The organism is Streptomyces sp. a15 (assembly GCF_059026085.1).
The window spans coordinates 1-17,336 of the sequence record NZ_JBWLKM010000055.1 but is presented as its reverse complement, the minus strand read 5'-3'; the positions used below and the strand labels follow the sequence as shown (position 1 = coordinate 17,336).

20 protein-coding genes, 2 pseudogenes and 1 riboswitch are annotated in these 17,336 nt (G+C 70.9%); of the genes and pseudogenes, 12 read left to right on the top strand and 10 right to left on the bottom strand.

Features of this window, described 5'->3' with window-relative positions; all coding sequences use genetic code 11:
* Positions 1–84 precede the first annotated feature (84 nt).
* From AC5P09_RS36425 to AC5P09_RS36405, 5 genes are read left to right on the top strand one after another with little or no spacing between them, the layout of a single operon-like run.
* Complete coding sequence (locus AC5P09_RS36425) at positions 85–627, top strand: RNA polymerase sigma factor (protein ID WP_307675783.1); 543 nt, start codon at positions 85–87, stop codon at positions 625–627.
* A gap of 31 nt (positions 628–658) precedes the next feature.
* Positions 659–1,495 carry a zf-HC2 domain-containing protein gene (locus tag AC5P09_RS36420; RefSeq protein ID WP_493877988.1) on the top strand — a complete coding sequence of 279 codons (837 nt, stop codon included), beginning with the start codon at positions 659–661 and terminating at the stop codon, positions 1,493–1,495.
* The gene (locus tag AC5P09_RS36415; protein WP_493877987.1) at positions 1,492–2,355 is read left to right on the top strand and encodes an ABC transporter ATP-binding protein; all 864 of its coding nucleotides are present in this window, start codon (positions 1,492–1,494) and stop codon (positions 2,353–2,355) included. Before AC5P09_RS36420 ends, AC5P09_RS36415 begins: the two co-directional genes overlap by 4 nt.
* Positions 2,352–3,884, top strand: coding sequence for an ABC transporter permease (locus AC5P09_RS36410; protein ID WP_493877986.1), 1,533 nt, complete (start codon positions 2,352–2,354; stop codon positions 3,882–3,884). Before AC5P09_RS36415 ends, AC5P09_RS36410 begins: the two co-directional genes overlap by 4 nt.
* Positions 3,885–3,941: 57 nt before the next feature.
* Positions 3,942–4,640, top strand: a complete 699-nt coding sequence (locus AC5P09_RS36405; RefSeq protein ID WP_493877985.1) for an ABC transporter — start codon at positions 3,942–3,944, stop codon at positions 4,638–4,640.
* Between the two features lie 144 nt (positions 4,641–4,784).
* On the opposite strand, the gene AC5P09_RS36400 is transcribed toward AC5P09_RS36405, so the two are convergent.
* Both AC5P09_RS36400 and mshD read right to left on the bottom strand, forming a co-directional pair.
* Entirely contained in the window at positions 4,785–5,159 is a 375-nt protein-coding gene (locus AC5P09_RS36400; protein WP_493877984.1) for a hypothetical protein, read from the bottom strand.
* A gap of 15 nt (positions 5,160–5,174) precedes the next feature.
* A complete protein-coding gene (gene mshD, locus AC5P09_RS36395) occupies positions 5,175–6,101 on the bottom strand; it encodes a mycothiol synthase (protein ID WP_493877983.1) in 927 nt (308 codons plus the stop codon).
* Positions 6,102–6,259: 158 nt separating this feature from the next.
* Here mshD and AC5P09_RS36390 point away from each other — a divergent pair, with 158 nt between their 5' ends.
* The 3 genes and pseudogenes from AC5P09_RS36390 to AC5P09_RS36380 all read left to right on the top strand — a co-directional run.
* The gene (locus AC5P09_RS36390; protein ID WP_493877982.1) at positions 6,260–8,074 is read left to right on the top strand and encodes a bifunctional metallophosphatase/5'-nucleotidase; all 1,815 of its coding nucleotides are present in this window, start codon (positions 6,260–6,262) and stop codon (positions 8,072–8,074) included.
* Positions 8,075–8,167: 93 nt separating this feature from the next.
* The gene (locus AC5P09_RS36385; RefSeq protein ID WP_493877981.1) at positions 8,168–9,346 is read left to right on the top strand and encodes an LmeA family phospholipid-binding protein; all 1,179 of its coding nucleotides are present in this window, start codon (positions 8,168–8,170) and stop codon (positions 9,344–9,346) included.
* 1 nt (position 9,347) lies between these two features.
* Positions 9,348–9,815 (top strand): annotated as a pseudogene (locus tag AC5P09_RS36380) (ATP-binding cassette domain-containing protein); the annotation flags it as partial.
* Between the two features lie 504 nt (positions 9,816–10,319).
* Here the strand turns inward: AC5P09_RS36380 and AC5P09_RS36375 are convergent.
* Together AC5P09_RS36375 and folP are read right to left on the bottom strand one after the other, a co-directional pair.
* A complete protein-coding gene (locus AC5P09_RS36375) occupies positions 10,320–10,712 on the bottom strand; it encodes an NUDIX domain-containing protein (protein ID WP_493877980.1) in 393 nt (130 codons plus the stop codon).
* Positions 10,712–11,527: a dihydropteroate synthase gene (gene folP / locus AC5P09_RS36370; protein WP_493878026.1), complete on the bottom strand. Its 816-nt coding sequence runs from the start codon at positions 11,525–11,527 to the stop codon at positions 10,712–10,714. The genes AC5P09_RS36375 and folP overlap by 1 nt, the downstream gene beginning before the upstream one ends.
* Positions 11,528–11,582: 55 nt before the next feature.
* Positions 11,583–11,674: riboswitch (ZMP/ZTP riboswitch) on the bottom strand.
* Positions 11,675–11,846: 172 nt separating this feature from the next.
* Here folP and AC5P09_RS36365 point away from each other — a divergent pair.
* On the top strand, positions 11,847–12,095 hold the full coding sequence (locus tag AC5P09_RS36365; RefSeq protein ID WP_493877979.1) for a hypothetical protein: 249 nt from the start codon (positions 11,847–11,849) through the stop codon (positions 12,093–12,095).
* Positions 12,096–12,114: 19 nt separating this feature from the next.
* On the opposite strand, the gene AC5P09_RS36360 is transcribed toward AC5P09_RS36365, so the two are convergent.
* The 4 genes from AC5P09_RS36360 to AC5P09_RS36345 form a co-directional block, all read right to left on the bottom strand.
* Positions 12,115–12,276, bottom strand: a complete 162-nt coding sequence (locus AC5P09_RS36360; protein ID WP_493877978.1) for a hypothetical protein — start codon at positions 12,274–12,276, stop codon at positions 12,115–12,117.
* Between the two features lie 74 nt (positions 12,277–12,350).
* Entirely contained in the window at positions 12,351–12,677 is a 327-nt protein-coding gene (locus AC5P09_RS36355; protein ID WP_493877977.1) for a DUF6247 family protein, read from the bottom strand.
* Positions 12,678–12,790: 113 nt separating this feature from the next.
* Entirely contained in the window at positions 12,791–13,102 is a 312-nt protein-coding gene (locus AC5P09_RS36350) for a hypothetical protein (protein WP_493877976.1), read from the bottom strand.
* On the bottom strand, positions 13,099–13,404 hold the full coding sequence (locus tag AC5P09_RS36345; RefSeq protein WP_493877975.1) for a hypothetical protein: 306 nt from the start codon (positions 13,402–13,404) through the stop codon (positions 13,099–13,101). The genes AC5P09_RS36350 and AC5P09_RS36345 overlap by 4 nt, the downstream gene beginning before the upstream one ends.
* Before the next feature lie 127 nt (positions 13,405–13,531).
* Between AC5P09_RS36345 and AC5P09_RS36340 the strand changes: the two genes are divergently transcribed.
* Complete coding sequence (locus tag AC5P09_RS36340) at positions 13,532–14,356, top strand: helix-turn-helix domain-containing protein (RefSeq protein ID WP_493878025.1); 825 nt, start codon at positions 13,532–13,534, stop codon at positions 14,354–14,356.
* The gene (locus AC5P09_RS36335) at positions 14,353–14,559 is read left to right on the top strand and encodes a DUF397 domain-containing protein (RefSeq protein ID WP_493877974.1); all 207 of its coding nucleotides are present in this window, start codon (positions 14,353–14,355) and stop codon (positions 14,557–14,559) included. Before AC5P09_RS36340 ends, AC5P09_RS36335 begins: the two co-directional genes overlap by 4 nt.
* On the opposite strand, the gene AC5P09_RS36330 is transcribed toward AC5P09_RS36335, so the two are convergent.
* Positions 14,540–15,739, bottom strand: a complete 1,200-nt coding sequence (locus AC5P09_RS36330) for an MFS transporter (protein ID WP_493877973.1) — start codon at positions 15,737–15,739, stop codon at positions 14,540–14,542. The genes AC5P09_RS36335 and AC5P09_RS36330 overlap by 20 nt on opposite strands.
* Before the next feature lie 179 nt (positions 15,740–15,918).
* Here AC5P09_RS36330 and AC5P09_RS36325 point away from each other — a divergent pair, with 179 nt between their 5' ends.
* A complete protein-coding gene (locus AC5P09_RS36325) occupies positions 15,919–17,133 on the top strand; it encodes a serine hydrolase domain-containing protein (protein ID WP_493877972.1) in 1,215 nt (404 codons plus the stop codon).
* Positions 17,134–17,205: 72 nt separating this feature from the next.
* On the opposite strand, the pseudogene AC5P09_RS36320 reads toward AC5P09_RS36325, so the two are convergent.
* Positions 17,206–17,336, bottom strand: a pseudogene (locus AC5P09_RS36320) (pectinesterase family protein); the annotation flags it as partial.

The window sequence follows — 17,336 nt, the reverse complement described above, 5'->3', positions numbered from 1 at the left end:
GTAGTGAAAGGGTGGTGGAAGAGGTGTCGGAAAGTCAAGCGTGATTGCGTGAACCGATCGATCGGGCTCGTGCGATGAGGAGATGTGAGCGAAACGAGAAGCGACGGGGAGCTGCTGCGGGCCATCGCGGCGGACGGGGACCGGCGCGCCTTCGAAGAGCTGTACCGGCGCTTCGCGCCGTGGCTCACCGCACGCCTGCGCGGCCGGTGCTCGGACACCGGGGTCGTCGACGACGTCGTACAGGAGACGTTCCTGGCCGTCTGGCGGGGGACCGCCCGCTACCGCGAGGAGGGGGACGTCGCCGGATGGCTGTGGCGCATCGGCTCGCGGCGGCTGGTCGACGCACTGCGCGGCGACGGGGCGCGGGGGCGGCTGCGGCAGGCGCTGGCACGGCTGCGGCACCGGGACGAGGCGTCCGCGGAGGAACGCGTGCTCGCGGGGGTGGAGCACGGAGACCTCGCGGGCGCCCTGGTGAGCCTCTCACCGGAGTTGCGCGCCGTGCTCCAGGCCACGGTCATCGACGGGCTGACCACCCGGGAGGCGGCCGTCCTCCTCGGCATCCCGCCGGGCACGGTCAAGACACGGGCGATGCGGGCCCGCAAGCAGCTGCGGGAGGCGCTGGCATGAGTACGTATCCACGAGCGCGGGAGGTGGCGGCATGACCTGGCATGTGTCCGAGGAGGATCTACGGGCCTACGCCCGGGGCGAGTTGGCGCCCCCGGTGCTGTGGTCCGCCGACGCGCATCTCACCGCCTGTGCGCAGTGCCGGGGCGTGCTGGCCGACGTCAGCGATCCCGTCGCCCTCGACGCGGGGTGGGAGCGGCTCGACGCCGAACTCGACGCACCCCGGCTCGGGCTGTTCGAGTCCCTGCTGGTCCGGCTCGGCGTCGCCGACCACACCGCGCGGCTCCTCGCGGCCACACCGGTGCTGCGCGGCTCCTGGCTCGGTTCCGTCGTCGCCGTCCTCGTGATGACCGTCGTCGTGGCCAACTCGCGCCCGGACGCCGGCACACCCACGCTGTTCCTCGCACTCGCGCCGCTGCTGCCGCTCGCCGGGGTCGCGCTGTCGTACGGACCCGCGCTGGACCCGACGTACGAGATGGCCGTCGTCTCGCCGACGCACGGCTTCCGGCTGCTGATGATCCGCACGATCGCCGTACTCGTCGCCGGACTCGGCCTCAACGGACTCGCGACGCTCGCGCTCCCCGAGTACGGCCTGCGCGCCCTCGCCTGGCTGCTGCCCGCCCTCGCCCTCACCGCGACCGGCCTCGCGCTCACGCCACGGCTCGGACCGGTGCTCGCGCCGGCCCTGGTCGGCGGGTCCTGGGTCGCGCTGCTGCTGACGGCTGACGCACTGCGGGCGGCCGACGGCGATCCGCTCGCACCGTTCACCGCGGCCGGGCAGGGCGTGGCCGCGGCGGTCGCCGCGCTCGCCGCCGGGCTGCTCTTCCTTCTTCGTGACCGTTTCGACCTCTTCAACGGGAGTGCCGCATGACCCCCACCGTCTCCGCCTCCGGGCTGAGCCTCCGCTACGGCGGTACCCGCGCCCTCGACGACGTGTCGCTGCGGCTGACGCGGGGCGTCACCGGGCTGCTCGGGCCCAACGGGGCCGGCAAGACGACCCTGTTGCGGGTGCTGGCGACGGCCGTGCCGCCGGACCGGGGGGCGTTCACCGTGCTGGGCCACGACCCGGCGACCTCGCGCGGACGCCAGGACGTACGGCGCTCGCTCGGCTATCTGCCGCAGACCCCCGGCTTCCACCCGGACTTCACGGCCTTCGAGTTCGTCGACTACGTGGCGATCCTGAAGGAGCTGACCGACCGGGGCGCCCGCCACCGCGAGGTCCGGCGCGTCCTGGAAGAGGTCGACCTGGGTGATGTCCGGGGCAGGCGCATCAAGCGGCTGTCCGGCGGTATGCGGCAGCGGGTCGCGCTGGCGGCCGCGCTCGTCGGCGACCCCGGCTTCCTCGTCCTGGACGAGCCGACCGTCGGCCTCGACCCCGAACAGCGCATGCGCTTCCGGGAGTTGATCGCGCAGGCGGGAGAGGGGCGGACGGTGCTGCTGTCCACCCACCAGACGGAGGACGTGGCGATGCTCTGCAACCGGGTCGTGGTGCTGGCCGTCGGCCAGGTCCGCTTCGACGGCACCCCGGCCGAGCTGACCGCGCGGGCCGCGGGCCAGGTGTGGAGCAGTACGGAACGCGACCCCGGCGCGCTGGCCGGCTGGCGCACCGGCACCGGCTCCTTCCGCAACGTGGGTGATCCGCCGCCCGGCGCCGACCTCCTCGAACCCACCCTGGAGGACGGCTATCTGCTCACGCTCGACGGCGCGGGCGCGGAGGTGGCGGCAGCGTGAACACGGTCATGGAAGCGACGGCCCCGCCCGTCGTGCACAGCGAGCCACGCCGGCCGTGGGCGGCCGTGTTCGCCCTCGCCCGTTTCGAGGCCCGCGACCTGCTGTGGTACATCCCGGTGCTGGTCGCCCTCGTCGTGTACATCGGCTACACCCTCTGGGGGCTGCTGTCCGAGCGCGAGGGCATGGACGCCTTCCCGGCGCTCCAGGACGTCGACCGGGGCACCCAGAGCGCGCCCTTCCTCCTCGGCATCGCCCTGCTCGTCTGCGTCAACCGGGCCGCGCTGCGGTCCCGCCGGCGCGGCACCGACCGGCACTTCGACGTGCTGGTGATGGAGCCGTGGCGGCGTACGGTCGCGCACGTCCTGTCGGTCGTGCCGTTCGCCGTGCTCACCGCACTGGTCGTGCTGGGCGAGTTCACCTGGGAGGCGCTCAAGCCCGGCGCGGTGGGCCACGGCTCGGTGGCCGAACTCGCCGTCGGGCCCCTCTACGTGATGCTGTGCGGCGCCCTCGGTGTGCTGTTCGCCCGCCTTGTGCCGACCGTGTTCGCCGCGCCCCTCCTCGTGCTCGGCCTCTTCACCTTCTCCGTGTTCGTCTCCGCCGGCACGAGCGACGCCGAGTGGAGCCGCTGGTTGTCCCCGGTCGTCGGCGAGAACAGCACCGAGACACTGCCGTCCGACCTGCTCGGGCGGCCGGCCGCCTGGCACGCGCTCTATCTCGTCGGGCTCGTCCTGCTGGCGGCCACGGTTTCCGTGCTGGCCGGCGGCGGCCGGACCTGGCACGTCAAGGCGGGGGTGGCGGGCGCCCTCGCCCTGACGCTGACCGGCGCGGTCGCACAGTCCGGAGGCGTCTCGCCGGAGCTGACCGCGGCCCGCGAGCGGGCCACCGCCACTCCGGAGAAGGAGCAGTCCTGCATCCGGCACGGCGCCTCGACGTACTGCGCGTTCCCGGAGTGGACCGGCCGGACGGGCACCTGGGCGGGAGTCGTGGACCGCGTCCAGGCCCTCGCGGCCGGCTCGGCGGCCAAGGAGCAGCTGCTCGTACGACAGCGGTTCGACGCCACCTTCGGGCTCGCCGGTGACACCACAATCGCCCCGCTGACCGCCCCCCACCAGGTCACCGTCGGCACCCGCTGGGGCGGCAACCGCGTCCCCGAGTTCGCGGCCGCCGTCGCCTCCGTGCTGGTTGCGAGCAACGAGGCCAAGGGCGGCGAACTGTGCGACGGGCGCATGGTGACGGTGATGTGGCTGGCCCTGGGCGGCGCCGCCGACCCGATCGGCGACCTCAAGAACGTCCGCCTCGACGACAGCCTCAGCGGCTCGGCGATCGTCCTGGCCCCCACCAACTCGCTGTCCATGTCCGCCGGACAGACCTCGGTGACGGTGGAACTGCTCAAGCGTCCGCGGGCCGAGGTCACGGCCGCGGTGAAGGAGCACTGGGGGGAGCTGACGGCTCCTGGGGTGAGTACGGCTCAGGTGGCTCGCGTGCTGGGGACCGAGGCGCCCAAGGGAGCCGACGAGTGTGAGGAGTGAGAGGGCGTGGCGGTGCGGGGCCGGGGTCTGAGGGGCTGGAGATGAGGGGGCGTGGCGATGAAGGGCGTTGAGGGGGACCGTCGAGTGCCAGGTGTGAGCGGGGCCCTGGTGTGGAGTGTCGGGCGAACGGTCCCCTGGCGGGCGCTCGGCGCGGGGGCCGTCGTAGGGCTACTGCTCGTCTGGCTGCCGCGGCTGGCCGACGGCCCGCCGGACCCGTGGCTGGCGCTCAACCTGCTGCGGGGCGCCGCCCTCGCCTTCGCCCTCGGCCTGGCGTTCCTGCTGGACGACCCCGCCCGGCACCTCACCGTGCCCGTCACCACCCGGCGCTGGGTGCGGACGGGGCTGCGGGTGGCGTGGGTCGTGCCGGTGGCGGTGCTGTGGTGGACGGCAATACTGGCCCTCGTACCGGAGGAGGTACGGCCCCCGGTCGGCGCCCTCACCCTGGAGGCCGGCGCGACCGCCGCCCTCGCACTGGCCGCCGCCGCGACGGCTGTGAGGTTCGCGGACGAGCCCGAGCCGGGCCCGTCGGTCGCGGCGAGCGTCCTGACCACGGCGATCCTGGCCGGGCTGCTCCTGCCGCACCGCTGGTCCCTGTTCGTCTCGCCCGACGACCCGCGGTGGGAGGCCGCCCACGAACGGTGGGCGGTGGTGCTGGCGGCGGCGGTGCTGGTGTGGGGGGTGTGCGGGCCGGAGCCGGTACGGCGGGGGCACGTGCTGCGGCGCCACCCGCGGGGTGCCGTGCCAGGATCGCCCTAGGCATGTCCGGCGGATCATGCCGCAGACGCGGGGCAGCAGTGACATCAGCCGCTCCGCGGCGGGCGCCGATCTGCGGCGGGCGCCGATCTGGGGCGTCGATCAGGCAGCGCCGATTTCCTGCGACCTGATCCGCCGGACATTGCCCTAGCGATAGCCGGGCGGGATCCGGTCCTGGGGCGCGGCAGCCGCTTGGGCTGCCGCGCCCTCCGCCTGCACCGCCTTGGCCAGGGCCGGATCGGCCGAGTCCAAGACCAGCTCCGCCACCCGCAGGGTGCAGTGCCACAGAGTCACCGACCCCTTGATCATCACCACATACGACTCGCGGTCGGCGAGCCGGTACACCCGGCGCCACTTCTCGTTGATCCCGGACCGCGGCAGATACGTGTGGATGAGGCCGTGGAGTACCTCAAGCGCCTGGTACTTCGTGCTCCCCGCGTCGAGGAACTCGCTCTCGTCGTAGTCACCGCTGCGGTACTCCGCGATCACGACCCACTTGCCCATGCCTGATACGCCCCCCATGCCTGTCACGGCCTGTCACGTCTCCGTGCGGTACATCAGATCCGTCTCGTACGTCACGAACCCCAGCCGCTCGTACACCGACACCGCCGCCTTGTTGTCGGCGTCGACGTACAGCATCGCCGTAGGCAACCCCTGTCCGGCAAGGTGCCGAAGCCCGATCGTCGTGAGGGCCTTGCCCAGTCCCCCGCCCTGGGCGCCCGGCCGTACACCGACCACGTACACCTCGCCGAGCCGCTCCTGCGCGTGGACCTTCGTCCAGTGGAAGCCGATCAGTTCGTCGCCGCGGAAGGCGAGGAAGAAGCCGGCGGGGTCGAACCACGGCTCGGCCTTGCGGTCGTCGAGGTCCCGCTGGGTGAGCGACCCCTGTTCGGGGTGGTGGGCGAAGGCCGCCGCGTTGGCCGCGAGCCAGGCGGCGTCGTCGGTGCCGGGGACGAAGGTGCGGACGGTCACGCCCTCGGGGAGCACCGGGTCGGGCAGGTCCAGCCCCGCCAACGGGCGCCGCATCTGCCGTAGTTCGCGGAAGAGCGTCAGGCCGAGGACCTGCGCCAGGTGCCGCGCGGCGGAGTGGCCGCCGTGCGCCCACACCCGCAGCCGCTTGCCGGACGCGGCGAGGAGGGCCGAGCCGAGGGCGCGTCCATGGCCGTGGCCGCGGTGCGCGGGGTGGACGACCAGTTCGGCGGCCGGCGCCTCCACCGGGTCGGTGTCCTCCAACTGGGCGTAGCCGACCAGTTCGGGACCCACAGACAGGAGCAAATGGGACACGCCTTCGCGTGGGCCGCCCCGCAACTGCAACCGCCCCTGTTCGGACACCGCCTGTTGCCCGTCGTTCCGGGCCGCCTCCGCGAGCAGCTCCAGCACTGCCTCGGTCCGGTCCGGGGCGAGTGCGGAGTGCGTTTCGATCGAGCGGGAGATGCCGGGCTGTGCGGTGTCATCGCTGGTCATGCGTACGAGGGTAAGGGGAGGCCGCGGCAAAGTGGCGGCAAAGAAGCAACCAGGATGTAACCACGAAACCTCTGTCGCGCTACGCGCGTTGACCCTAGGCTGCGCCGGGACGGGGCCACTTCCTCACCCACTTCCTCACCAGAAACACAGGGGGGCGTATGCCAGCCACATCTCAGTCGCAGCAGCACCGCAGACGTCGTACGTACCGGCTGGTGGCCGCGGCCGCCGGTCTCGCCACGGCCGGGGCGCTGGCGGCCGCGCTGCCTTCGGCGGCGAACGCGGGCGAGACCAAGGGCAAGCCCGGCGGTCAGACGTCGGGCCGCTACCAGGACGTGCAGCTGCTGTCGTTCAACGACCTGCACGGCAACCTGGAGCCGCCGTCCGGCTCCTCCGGCCGGGTCACCGAGGTGCACGAGGACGGGACGACGAAGACCATCGACGCCGGCGGTGTCGAGTACCTCGCCACCCATCTGCGCCAGGCCCGCGCGGGCAACAAGTACTCCATCACGGCGGCCGGCGGCGACATGGTCGGTGCCTCCCCGCTGATCTCGGGCCTTTTCCACGACGAGCCCACCATCGAGGCGCTGAACAAGCTCGACCTGGACGTCACCTCCGTCGGCAACCACGAGTTCGACGAGGGCGCCAAGGAGCTGGCCCGTATGCAGAACGGCGGCTGCCACCCGACCGCCGGCTGCTACACGGACGAGGAGTTCGAGGGCGCCGACTTCCCGTACCTCGCGGCGAACGTCCTGGACGAGAAGACCGGCAAGCCGATCCTCAAGCCCTACTGGGTGTGGAAGAAGAACGGCGTCAAGGTCGGCTTCATCGGCGTGACCCTGGAGGACACCCCGGGCGTCGTCTCCGCCGAGGGCGTCAAGGGCCTCAAGTTCAAGGACGAGGTCGAGACGATCAACAAGTACGCCAAGGTGCTGCAGAGGCAGGGCGTCAAGTCGATCGTCGCGCTGATCCACGAGGGCGGCCTGCCCGCCTCGACCGCGTACAACTACGACTGCGACTCCCCGGGCGCCGGCGACGGCATCTCCGGCCCGATCGTCGACATCGCCAAGAACATCACCCCGCAGGTGGACGCGCTGGTCACCGGCCACACCCACGCCGCGTACGCGTGCACCATCAACGACCCGGCGGGCAAGCCGCGTACGGTCACCTCGGCCGCGTCCTTCGGCCGCCTCTACACGGACACCACGCTGACGTACGACCGTTGGACGGGTGACATCGCCCGTACGGCCGTGCCGTCCGCGAACCACGTGGTCACCCGGACCGTCCCCAAGGCGACGGACATGACCGAGCTGATCGCCAAGTGGAACACCCTCGCGGCGCCCATCGGCAACCGCCCGATCGGCTACATCACCGCCGACATACCCAGCACCGGCACCGAGTCCCCGATGGGCGACCTCATCGCCGACGCGCAACTCGCGTACGGCAAGGAGCTCGACCCGGAGACGGACCTCGCGCTGATGAACCCGGGCGGAGTCCGGGCGGGCCTCACCTACGCGGCCAAGGGGACCGAGGGCGACGGCGTGGTGACGTACGCCGAGGGCTTCACGGTGCAGCCGTTCTCCAACACCGTGAACCTCCAGGACTTCACCGGCGCCCAGCTGATCCAGATCCTCAAGGAGCAGGTGAGCGGCTCGAACGCGGCGGCGCCGAAGATCCTGCTGCCGTCGACCGGTCTGACGTACACGCTCGACATGACGAAGACCGGCGCGGACCGCGTCCTCGCCGACACCGTCAAGCTGAACGGCACGGCCATCGACCCGGCGGCCACCTACCGCGTCGCGACGAACAGCTTCCTCGCGGGCGGCGGCGACGGCATCACGACGCTGGGCCTGGGCACGAACGACCTGGTCGGCGGGGACGACCTGGCGGCTCTGGAGCAGTACCTGACGGCCAACTCGTCGGCGACCAGCCCGATCGCGCCGCCGGTGACTAACCGGATCACGGTCGTGCAGTAGAGCAGTAGAGCATTAGCAAGTAGATCGTGAGCTGAGTCGCATACCTCGGGTTGAGGTTGCGGGTGGGGGGCACACGCGTGGTCGGATGGATCGATGCGCGCCCCCCACCACATATCGACGCATCCCTACGCAGACCTGCCTGAAGTATCCGAAGTATCCGAAGTATCTGATGTACCTGAAGTGCCGGGCGGGGACGAACCCTGGTCCCCGCCCCAGCACCGCCGGGGCGGCCGGCGTCGTAGGCGCGGTCGCTTCGCCGGACTGCCGTTCGCGCTGAAGGCGGTGGCGGGCCTGCTGGTGCTCGCCGCGTTCCTCACCCTCGCCGACCGCTGGGCCGTGCTCTACGCCGAGCACCGGGCGGCGGACGCCCTCAAGGACCGCCTGAAACTGACCGCGGCACCCGAGGTGAAGATCGACGGCTTCCCCTTCCTGCCCCAACTCGTCGACGGGCGCCTGGACTCGGTGAAGGTGACCGTTCCGGACGTGTCGGCCGACCGGATCACGCTGGCCTCGGTGTCGGCGACGGCCCGGGACATCACCCTCGACGGCGACGGGCCGACCTCCGTGCGCGGGGCCCGGGTGCCGGAGTTGAACGGCGACGTGCTGCTCTCCTTCGCCGACCTGAACCGTGAACTCGGCGCGTCCCAGGTGACGTTCACGGGACAGGGCCGGGACCGGATCCTGGCGCGCGGCACGCTGCCGGTCGCCGGACACGACCTGCGGCTGCGGGCCGACGTACGCATCGGGCGCGCAGGCGACCAGGGCATTGCCACGACGATCGGCGGTATGCGTCTGGACGTGGGGGACCTGGCGACGTACCGGCCCGGTGTTCGTGCCTCGGAGGGTCTGCATCTGACGCCGAAGTCGGTGAGCCGGCTGGCCCGGGAGACGCGCAAGGTGCGGGCGCTGCTGGGGGTGCCGTCGGTCGTACGGCGCATGGGGGTGCCGGACGCGACCGTCCGCGAGGCGCTGCGCAACGACGACAAGCTCGCCGCGCTGACCGGTTCCCGCGACTTCGTCCACCAGGCCATGCGGGTCAACCTCCTCGACCTGACCCTGGCCCACCCCGAGGTACTCGACCGCCTCGGCCTCGACCCGGCGCTCCTCGACGCCCTCTCCAGGCTCACCCGCCCGGTCCTCGCCGACCAGCTCTCCCTCGGCTTCCGGCTGCCCGAGCCGGAACGCGGGGAGCTGTGGCTGCGGGACGTGCGGGTGGAGAAGGACGGGATCCGGGTTCGACTGGCGGGACAGGGGCTGGCCTTCGGCCAGTAAAGGCTGCCCGGGCGCGACCGACGCGGACATCGAACGGGCCGCCGGCTCCGCAGCCGCGCACGACTTCATCACCGCGCTCCCCGACGGCTACGACACCCGGATCGCCCCCGGCACGGCAGCCCTCTCCGGCGGCCGACTCAAGCGCATCACCATCGCCCGCGCGATGCTCCGCGCCGCCCCCGTCCTGGTCCTCGACGAACCGACGGCAGGCCTCGACTCGGTAGCGGCCCGCCAGATCGTCCGACCGCTGCGCCGCCTCATGTCCGGCGGTACGACCATCATGATCACCCACGACCTGAGCCTCGCCCCCGACGCCGACCGCATCCTGGTCGTCGACGAGGGACGCCTGGTGGAGGTTGGCACGCACGCCGAGTTGGTGGCCCGGGGTGGGACGTATGCGCGACTGGCGGGGCCTGTGCCGGGGGTGCTGGAGGGGAGGGCGGAGGACACGCTGATGATGCGGCGGTGAGCGGGCGCCGGCCATGCAGAGCCCCCGCACGGGTGAGCGCGGGGTGCGGGGAGTTGCCTCAGTCCAGCCGGCGCCGTCTCCGGCGGAGAAGAAGTGAGCAGCCCGGCGAGCAGGCCCCAGAAGGCGGAGCCGACGTCGAGCAGAGCGATTCCGGAGGGCCGTTGCCAAGAACGTGACATCGGCCGGCTCGCGCCAGTCGCCGTCTGCGAGGGCAGCGGTGAGCGAGGTGGAGACGGTGGCGAGCAGTCCGATCCCGGAGCGATGCCGAAAACGGGGGCGGCGGGCAGGGCTGTCCACAGGGAACTGACGGCGCCGCCGAGCAGGCCCAAGCAGATGTAGAACGCGCCGGTCCGTATCCCGGCCGCCGCTGCGGCATGCTCGTCATGGCCCGCGCCACCAGCCGCGCCGAGCGGGCCTGGCTGCACGAGATCCTGGCCTGACACACCAGGAAGCGTGTGGGCGGCCGACGGCTCCTGCCGACCGCCCACACAGCGACTTGAGGCGTCAGAGCTGAGGCAGCACGCGGTCGAAGAACACGCGGTCGGCCGCAAAGACGGGCTGAAGCCGGGCGAACTCTTGCGGCGTGACCCAGCGCACGTCGCTCACCTCGCCCGGCTGCATCACGACCTCGTCTTCCTCTGCCTCGGCGGTCCACCAGTGCAGGCGGAAGGCGCCGTCCTCGGTCTGCGACTCCCAGACCTTGGCCACGGGTGTGACCCTCAGGCCGACCTCCTCATGCACCTCCCGGACCACGGCTTCCTCCTGCGTCTCACTGGGTTCCAACTTCCCGCTGAGGGGCGCCCAGTACCCCGGCAGCCGGGCCAGCGGGCCCCGCTGGATGACGAGCACCCGCGCGCCTCGCCGCACCACGGCGACGATCGCCTCTCGCTGCTCCATCACGCACCTGCCTTGCCCGCGTCCAGGGCGTTGAAGACGGTGAGTGCGTCGCGGACGGCGGCAACGTCGTGGGTGCGGATGTAGTCCGCCCCGTGGCAGGCCGCGTAGAGCTCCGCCGCCAGACTTGCCGGACCGATACCCGAGAGACTGCTCCCGGTGAGCTCCCGAAGAAACGACTTCCGGGAGGGGGAAACCAGGACCGGCACGTCGAACCGCGCCTTCAACTGCTCAAGATGTGCCAGGACTCTCAGCGACGGTTCCGGACTTGTGCCCAGGAAGTAGCCCAGCCCTGGATCGATGACCAGCCGTTCCCGGCCGATGCCGGCCGCTTCCAGCGCAGCCAGCCGCTCGGCGAAAAACTCCTCGATCCCCGCCCACACCACGGCGGGATCGGTCTTGACCTGGGTGGCGGGTCCCATGCGCTGCACAGAGTGCATGACGATGAGTCGGCAGTCGGTGTCGGCGAGTTCTTCGTACCGGGCCGGGTCGGGGAAGCCTTGGATGTCGTTCACGTACGCGGCCCCACGAGCCGCTGCGAAGCGTTGGGTCTCCGGCAGGAAGGAGTCGACCGACACCGGCACACCCTCGGCGACCAGCCGGTCGATGACGACGGTCAGCCGCCGCATTTCCTCAGCGGCAGTCACTTGCTGGGCGCCCGGGTGGCTGGCCGCAGGGCCCAGCTCGACGATGTCGGCCCCTTCCGACCAAAGCCGCCGCGCATGCGGCACCGCATCCTCGGCGGCCAGGAACCTGCCGCCGTCCGAGAACGAGTCGGCAGTGATGTTGACGATCCCGACCAACAAGGGCCGACCGATGCCCAAGGGTGAGGGGTATAAGTGCCGAACCACGACGGTGCCTCCCAGGTTGCTCCCAAGAAGCCCAGGCGCGCGGCACACGTCCATGTGACGAAGCCGCTCCCCGATGGTTACGCCCATCTCGACACGCCAGTCACGGCTCGCCCCCACTCTATCCGGGCCACGCAGCCGATGTCCGTGCCGTGCGACTTCTGCTGTGGCGGCCCGGATGCCCTCGGGAGCCGGGCGGCCAAGCCCCTACAGCCACAGACGGCAGCCAATGCGTACGCATGGCTCGGCTGGACCGTCTGTCGAACGTGAGGCCAACCATCGCGACGCGGTGACGGCAACCGGCTCCTCGCTCCTCCTCGCGGCGGCGACGGGCGACGACAAGGAGATCATGGAGCTCGACACCACCACGGGCAAGGAACTCCACCGAGCCCGGATCAAGGGCGTGGCGGCCTCCCTCGACATCACCGTCACCTCGGCGGGCTGGCATTTCTACACCGAGAAGACGGTGACCCGCGTCGACACGGGGACGGGCCGCACGAAGACCTTCGACCTGCCAGGAACGCTGCCGGACAGCTGAGCGGCCCCAGCTCTCCTGGTCAGACGGCCACCAGGTCGATGACGTTGATGACGACGTGGCGGTTGGACACCACGTAGGTGATGAAGCCGCCCTGGAAGGCGGCCGACCAGCTGTTGTCCCGGTTGCTGATCGCGGGCGGACCGAACGGATTGAGGCTGAGCCTCTTTTCCAGATCCTCCAAGGAAGCGCGTCGGGGCAGGCTCAACACGGCCTTTCGCTGAGCCGCGCGGTCGACGTATCTGATCGCGTACGCACTCACCCCGACCTGCCCGCGTCGATCGGCCGGTTCTCGGCGTCGTAGGCGTTGCCGTCCGAGTCCCGGAAGACCATGCCCTCGGTGTCGCCCTCGGTCATCCGCTTGACCGTCTGCTCGACCTCCTCCAGGTAGCCGGGCGTCGCGCAGGCCAGGGCGAAGGGGAACCACTTGTCGGTCACGGCGTCGAGCGCGGCCTGATCGAACTCGGCCGCCGCGCTGAGCCAGTCCTGTTCGAAGCCCTGCAGCCAGTCGGGTCGCCGCTGCAGAGCGGCTCGGATCGCCTCGGGAGTTCTCTCGCAGGAGTGGGGATCCACCTCGTGAGCCATGATCGGTTTCTCTTCTCCGGCAGGGACGGCGTGTGATGACCGGACGTCCACGGTAGAGCTTGCCGGGTGCGGAGTGCTGGAGGATGCGGGCGATGACACGGTGAGACTGAGGTTCACGGTTCCCTCCGGGGGATGCGTTCGCCACGGCTGACCGCGATACGGAGGAGGTCCGCCAGGCATTCCGCCGCCCTGGTGAGCGCGAAGCGCACGGCTCGCTCGCCGGCCTTGGGGTCGGCCAGCACGGCCCTGGCTCCCGCGAGTACCTGTTCGCCCGAGTCGATCTGGGCCTCTTCCAGGTCGTCGGCGAGCTGGGAGAGCCTGCTGTGGTCGCTGTCGGTGCTGAGGTAGCAGGGGTTGCCTTCGGGGGTGCTCCAGGGCAGCAGACGGAGGACGTCGGCGGTGCGGGGGTGCTCGGAGGTGCTCACGCGGAGACCTCCATGCCGTGGATGTGGCGCGGGCCTACGTCGATGCCGTGGACGGCGAGCCACAGGGCGCGACGCCGCTGCCGCTGGAGTCTGCGCTCGTGGCGTTCTTCCGCGGTGAGGAGGTACGGGCGTACGAGCGGCGTGTCCTGCTCAAAGGACTGGGCGTCGAGAGGGGGCGCCAACATCACTTCCCGGAGGGGCGATTGGGTGGGAGCGGTTCGGTGGCGGCCCCTGGCGGGCAGTAGCGCACGGATGATCGCCAGCAGCAGTGATGCGCAGAGGCCCGCGATGCGTTCCCTCATGTCGGTGCTCCTCTCAGTGACTTGACGAGCGGTGATTACCGTTCGTGGCTCGATCGTCACTGGTCGCACGTACGCTGCGGAAGGGGGTCGGTGTTGTCTGCGGCCCCAGGCAACGGTGAGGGGTGACGTGAGCGAATCGGCTGACGGACAGCGGGAGTCGGGGCGGGCCGTACTGGGCCGGACGCTGAAATTCCTGCGGGAGAAGGCGGGGAAGTCGCTGGGGCAGCTGGCCGACGAGACCGGGTACGACAAGAGCTACCTCAGCCGTTTGGAGACGGGTGAGCGGCTTTCCAAGGTGACCGTCATGGAGGACCTGGACGGGTACTACGGGGCCGGTGACCTGCTGGTTCGGCACTGGCACGCGGCGCGGCTGGATGCGTTCAAGGACCAGTACAAGCGGTTCATGGAGCTGGAGGCGACGGCGCGGATCATGTGGAAGTTCACGCTGGGAGTCCCGGGCCTTTTACAGACCGAGGAGTTCGCCCGCGAGGTGTTGTCTGGAGCCCAGACAACACCTGAGGACGGCGAGTTGGTTGAGGAACAGGTGGCGGCGCGTATCGGACGGCAGTACTTGCTGCGGCAGAAACCGGAGCCCAACGTCAGGATCGTCGTGGACGAGTTCGCGTTCCGCCGTCCTGCTGCAAACGCCAAGGTCTGGCATGACCAGCTGCTTCATCTCAAGACCGCTGCGATGTGGCCCAACGTGACGCTTCAGGTATTGCCCTTCGCTGCGGGGCTGCACCACCACATGAGCGCGTCACTGACGCTGCTCTGGCAGGAGGACGGAAGCGCCGTTGCCTACACGGAAGGCAACGCAGGAGGCCAGTTGACCGAGGATCCGACGGGGGTTCTGCGGCACCGACTGTCCTACGATCGGCTCAGGGACCTGGCGCTGTCCCCGCCGGAATCACTCGCGTTCGTCAGGGACGTAGTGGAGGAGCACAGACCATGAAGCACACCCTCGACCTCACCACCGTTGAATGGCGCAAGTCGTCCTACAGCGACGGGGGAGACAACAACTGCGTCGAGGTCGCCCACGGCTACACGCACCTCGTCCCCGTCCGCGACAGCAAGGCCCCCCAGGGCCCCGTGCTCGTCTTCGGCGCGACCTCCTGGTCGTCCTTCCTGGCGAAGGTCAAGAGCGAGACGGCGTGACCCGGACCGACCGCCTGAGCAGGTACACGCCCGCGGTCGACACCAGGACGGTCATGCACGCGATGAAGACCAACCCCGCTCCCTCCAGGCCGATCGATTCCGTCAGTACGCCCACACCGATCACCGGCACCGAGATGCCCGCGTACGCCACCACGAACAGGGTCGAGATCACGGATGCGCGACGATCCGGGGGAGCCGCCTCGGCCACCGCCGACAGCGCCCCTCTGAAGGCCAGCCCCTGACCCCCACCGCCGACGAGCGCGCTCAGGATCACCAGCGCAAGCAGGTCCCAGTGCAGGGCGCCGGCGAGCAGGGCCAGTCCGGCGAAGAGGCCGGCGCAGCCGAGCGGCAGCGAGCGTTCCACGCCGACCCGGCCGACCGCCAGTTGCCCTGCGGTCGAGGCGAAGAAGGCGAGCGCGACGACGAGCCCGCTCACCGCGTGGTTGTCGACGTCCAGGGACTGCGCGAGGAACGCCGGGCTGACCGACGTGAATACCCCGAACAGCGCGAACCCCACGAACGAGGCGGTCGCCGCGGGCGCGAACACGGCACGTACCTGCGGAGGCAGGCCGGGCCGTCGCGGCCGTACGGTACTCAGCGGGCGTCGCTCGCGTACGGTCTCCGGCAGCCACAGCAGGACGGCGGCCGAGCCGGCCACCAGCGCGAGGTGGACGACGAACGGCAGGTACAGCGGCCGGGCGGCGTACTGTGCCAGCACTCCGGCGAGCAGCGGACCGCAGCCGAGTCCGCCCATGTTGGCGGCGGTCGCCACGAAGGTGGCCCGGGAGGCGCCGCCGTACGGTGCCAGCTCCATCACGTACACCGTGGCGGCCCCGGTGAACAGGCCGGCGGACAGCCCCGACAGCAGCCGGCCCGCGTACAGCCAGTCCAGCCCGGTGGCGAGGAGGAAGCAGACGGCGCTCGCCGCCGCGAACCCGAGGCCGGCCAGCAGCACCGGACGCCTGCCCACGGCGTCCGAGGCGTTGCCCGCCAGTAGCAGCACGCCGATGACCCCGAAGGCGTACACGGCGTACACGACGGTCACCGTCAGTTCGGAGAAGCCGAGCTTCTCCTGGTAGAGGCCGTAGAGCGGAGTCGGCAGCGTGGTGCCGGCCATGCACACGGCAAACACCGCGCCGCCGAGCAAGCACTGGCGCCATCCTCGGCGGTCACCGTCCATGCCGCCGACGGTAATCCCACGGGGCGCCCGCACCGCTGCGGCGGGCCGCGACGCGCCACCGGCTCCGAACGAGTGGACTCGCTGGACGCCGTACGGAAAGGAGACCTCCGGCCGTGGGACGGATGGTGACCTTGCCGTCTGAGCCGTCCGAGCCCCTGATCAGGAAGAGACGCCCTGACATGCGACGCACCCCCTCCCGCAGACTCTTCGCCGCGGCGCTGCTCGCGGCATCCGTGCTGGCCCCGATGGCAGCGACTCCCGCCACGGCCGTCCACACCGCGGCCGCCGACCGGTACGTCAAGGACAAGGACGAGTGCCCGCCGGACGTCCGCGACGGTCTCGGCTCCGAACTGACCGCCCGGCTGGACCGGGCCATCGCGGACGTCCGCCGGGAGGCCGGCATCCCCGGTCTCGTCGTCGGACTGTGGATGCCGGGCAAGGGGAACTACGTCCGCGCGACCGGTGTCGCCGACAAGGTCACCCGCGAGCCGATGTCCACCGACCTGTTCATGCGGATCGGCAGCGAGACCAAGACCTTCACAGTCACCGCGCTGCTCAAGCTCGTCGACGACCGGCGCATCCGGCTGGACGACCCGATCTCCGCCTACGTCAAGGGCGTGCCGAACGGTCACCGGATCACGCTGCGTCATCTCGCCGAGATGCGCAGCGGGCTGTTCCCGTACACCGAGGACCCGGACTTCGTGCAGGACCTGCTGAGCGACCCGAGCCGCTCGTTCACCCCGCGGGAGGTGCTCGCGTACGGCTTCAAGCACCCGAACACCTTCGCGCCGGGCGAGGAGTTCCAGTACTCCAACAGCAACCTCGTCCTGCTCGGTCTGGTGATCGAGAAGGTCAGCGGCATCAGCGCCGTCGACTTCATCGACAAGCGGGTGCTCCGCCCGGCCCGCCTGCGCCACACGCTGTTCCCCACCGGCCCCGAGTTCCCCGAGCCGCACGCGCGCGGCTACACCAACCAGACGCTGAGCGGCGAGGTCGAGGACTCCACGGACTGGAACCCCAGCTGGGCCTGGACCGCCGGGGCGATGATCTCGAACCTGCACGACCTGCGCCGCTGGGCCCGGATCGTCGCCACCGGGACGCTGCTCAGCCCCGAGACCCAGCGGCAGCGCCTCAGGATGCTGCCGACCGGCTACCCCGGCACGAGCTACGGACTCGGCATCTTCAAGAGCGGCGGCTGGATCGGCCACAACGGCTCCATCCCGGGATACGAGAGCGTGACCGTCTACCTGCCCTCGAAGAAGGCCACCCTGGTGCTTCTGCTCAACACCGACATCACGCACGAGGGCCAGGAACCCTCCTCGCTCGTCGCCCGCGCGATCACCGAGATCGTGACCCCGAACAACGTCTACGACCGCCCGGTCCCCCCGCGCTAGGAGGGGTGCTCGGATCGGGTGCACACCTTCGGGGCCGGTCGGCACTCTCGCCGCACCGGCCCCTCGCCCGCCTCAGGAAGCCGTAGGCGTCCAGTCCCCCAGCCAGTCCGCGACTTCCTGGCCGGCGGCCTGCGCGTCCGTCAGCTGAGGCCGGTCCGAGCTCGCGGAACCCGCGCCCGCGCCGGTGTTCTTGTACTCGGCGA

Bases quoted from the DNA above. Each gene is read 5' to 3' on its own strand.
- AC5P09_RS36420 (WP_493877988.1), top strand. From the start codon at position 659: ATGACCTGGCATGTGTCCGAGGAGGATCTACGGGCCTACGCCCGGGGC.
- AC5P09_RS36415 (WP_493877987.1), top strand. From the start codon at position 1,492: ATGACCCCCACCGTCTCCGCCTCCGGGCTGAGCCTCCGCTACGGCGGT.
- AC5P09_RS36405 (WP_493877985.1), top strand. From the start codon at position 3,942: ATGAAGGGCGTTGAGGGGGACCGTCGAGTGCCAGGTGTGAGCGGGGCC.
- AC5P09_RS36400 (WP_493877984.1), bottom strand. From the start codon at position 5,159: ATGGGGGGCGTATCAGGCATGGGCAAGTGGGTCGTGATCGCGGAGTAC.
- mshD (WP_493877983.1), bottom strand. From the start codon at position 6,101: ATGACCAGCGATGACACCGCACAGCCCGGCATCTCCCGCTCGATCGAA.
- AC5P09_RS36390 (WP_493877982.1), top strand. From the start codon at position 6,260: ATGCCAGCCACATCTCAGTCGCAGCAGCACCGCAGACGTCGTACGTAC.
- AC5P09_RS36385 (WP_493877981.1), top strand. From the start codon at position 8,168: ATGCGCGCCCCCCACCACATATCGACGCATCCCTACGCAGACCTGCCT.
- AC5P09_RS36375 (WP_493877980.1), bottom strand. From the start codon at position 10,712: ATGGAGCAGCGAGAGGCGATCGTCGCCGTGGTGCGGCGAGGCGCGCGG.
- AC5P09_RS36355 (WP_493877977.1), bottom strand. From the start codon at position 12,677: ATGGCTCACGAGGTGGATCCCCACTCCTGCGAGAGAACTCCCGAGGCG.
- AC5P09_RS36345 (WP_493877975.1), bottom strand. From the start codon at position 13,404: ATGAGGGAACGCATCGCGGGCCTCTGCGCATCACTGCTGCTGGCGATC.
- AC5P09_RS36335 (WP_493877974.1), top strand. From the start codon at position 14,353: ATGAAGCACACCCTCGACCTCACCACCGTTGAATGGCGCAAGTCGTCC.
- AC5P09_RS36330 (WP_493877973.1), bottom strand. From the start codon at position 15,739: ATGGACGGTGACCGCCGAGGATGGCGCCAGTGCTTGCTCGGCGGCGCG.
- AC5P09_RS36325 (WP_493877972.1), top strand. From the start codon at position 15,919: ATGCGACGCACCCCCTCCCGCAGACTCTTCGCCGCGGCGCTGCTCGCG.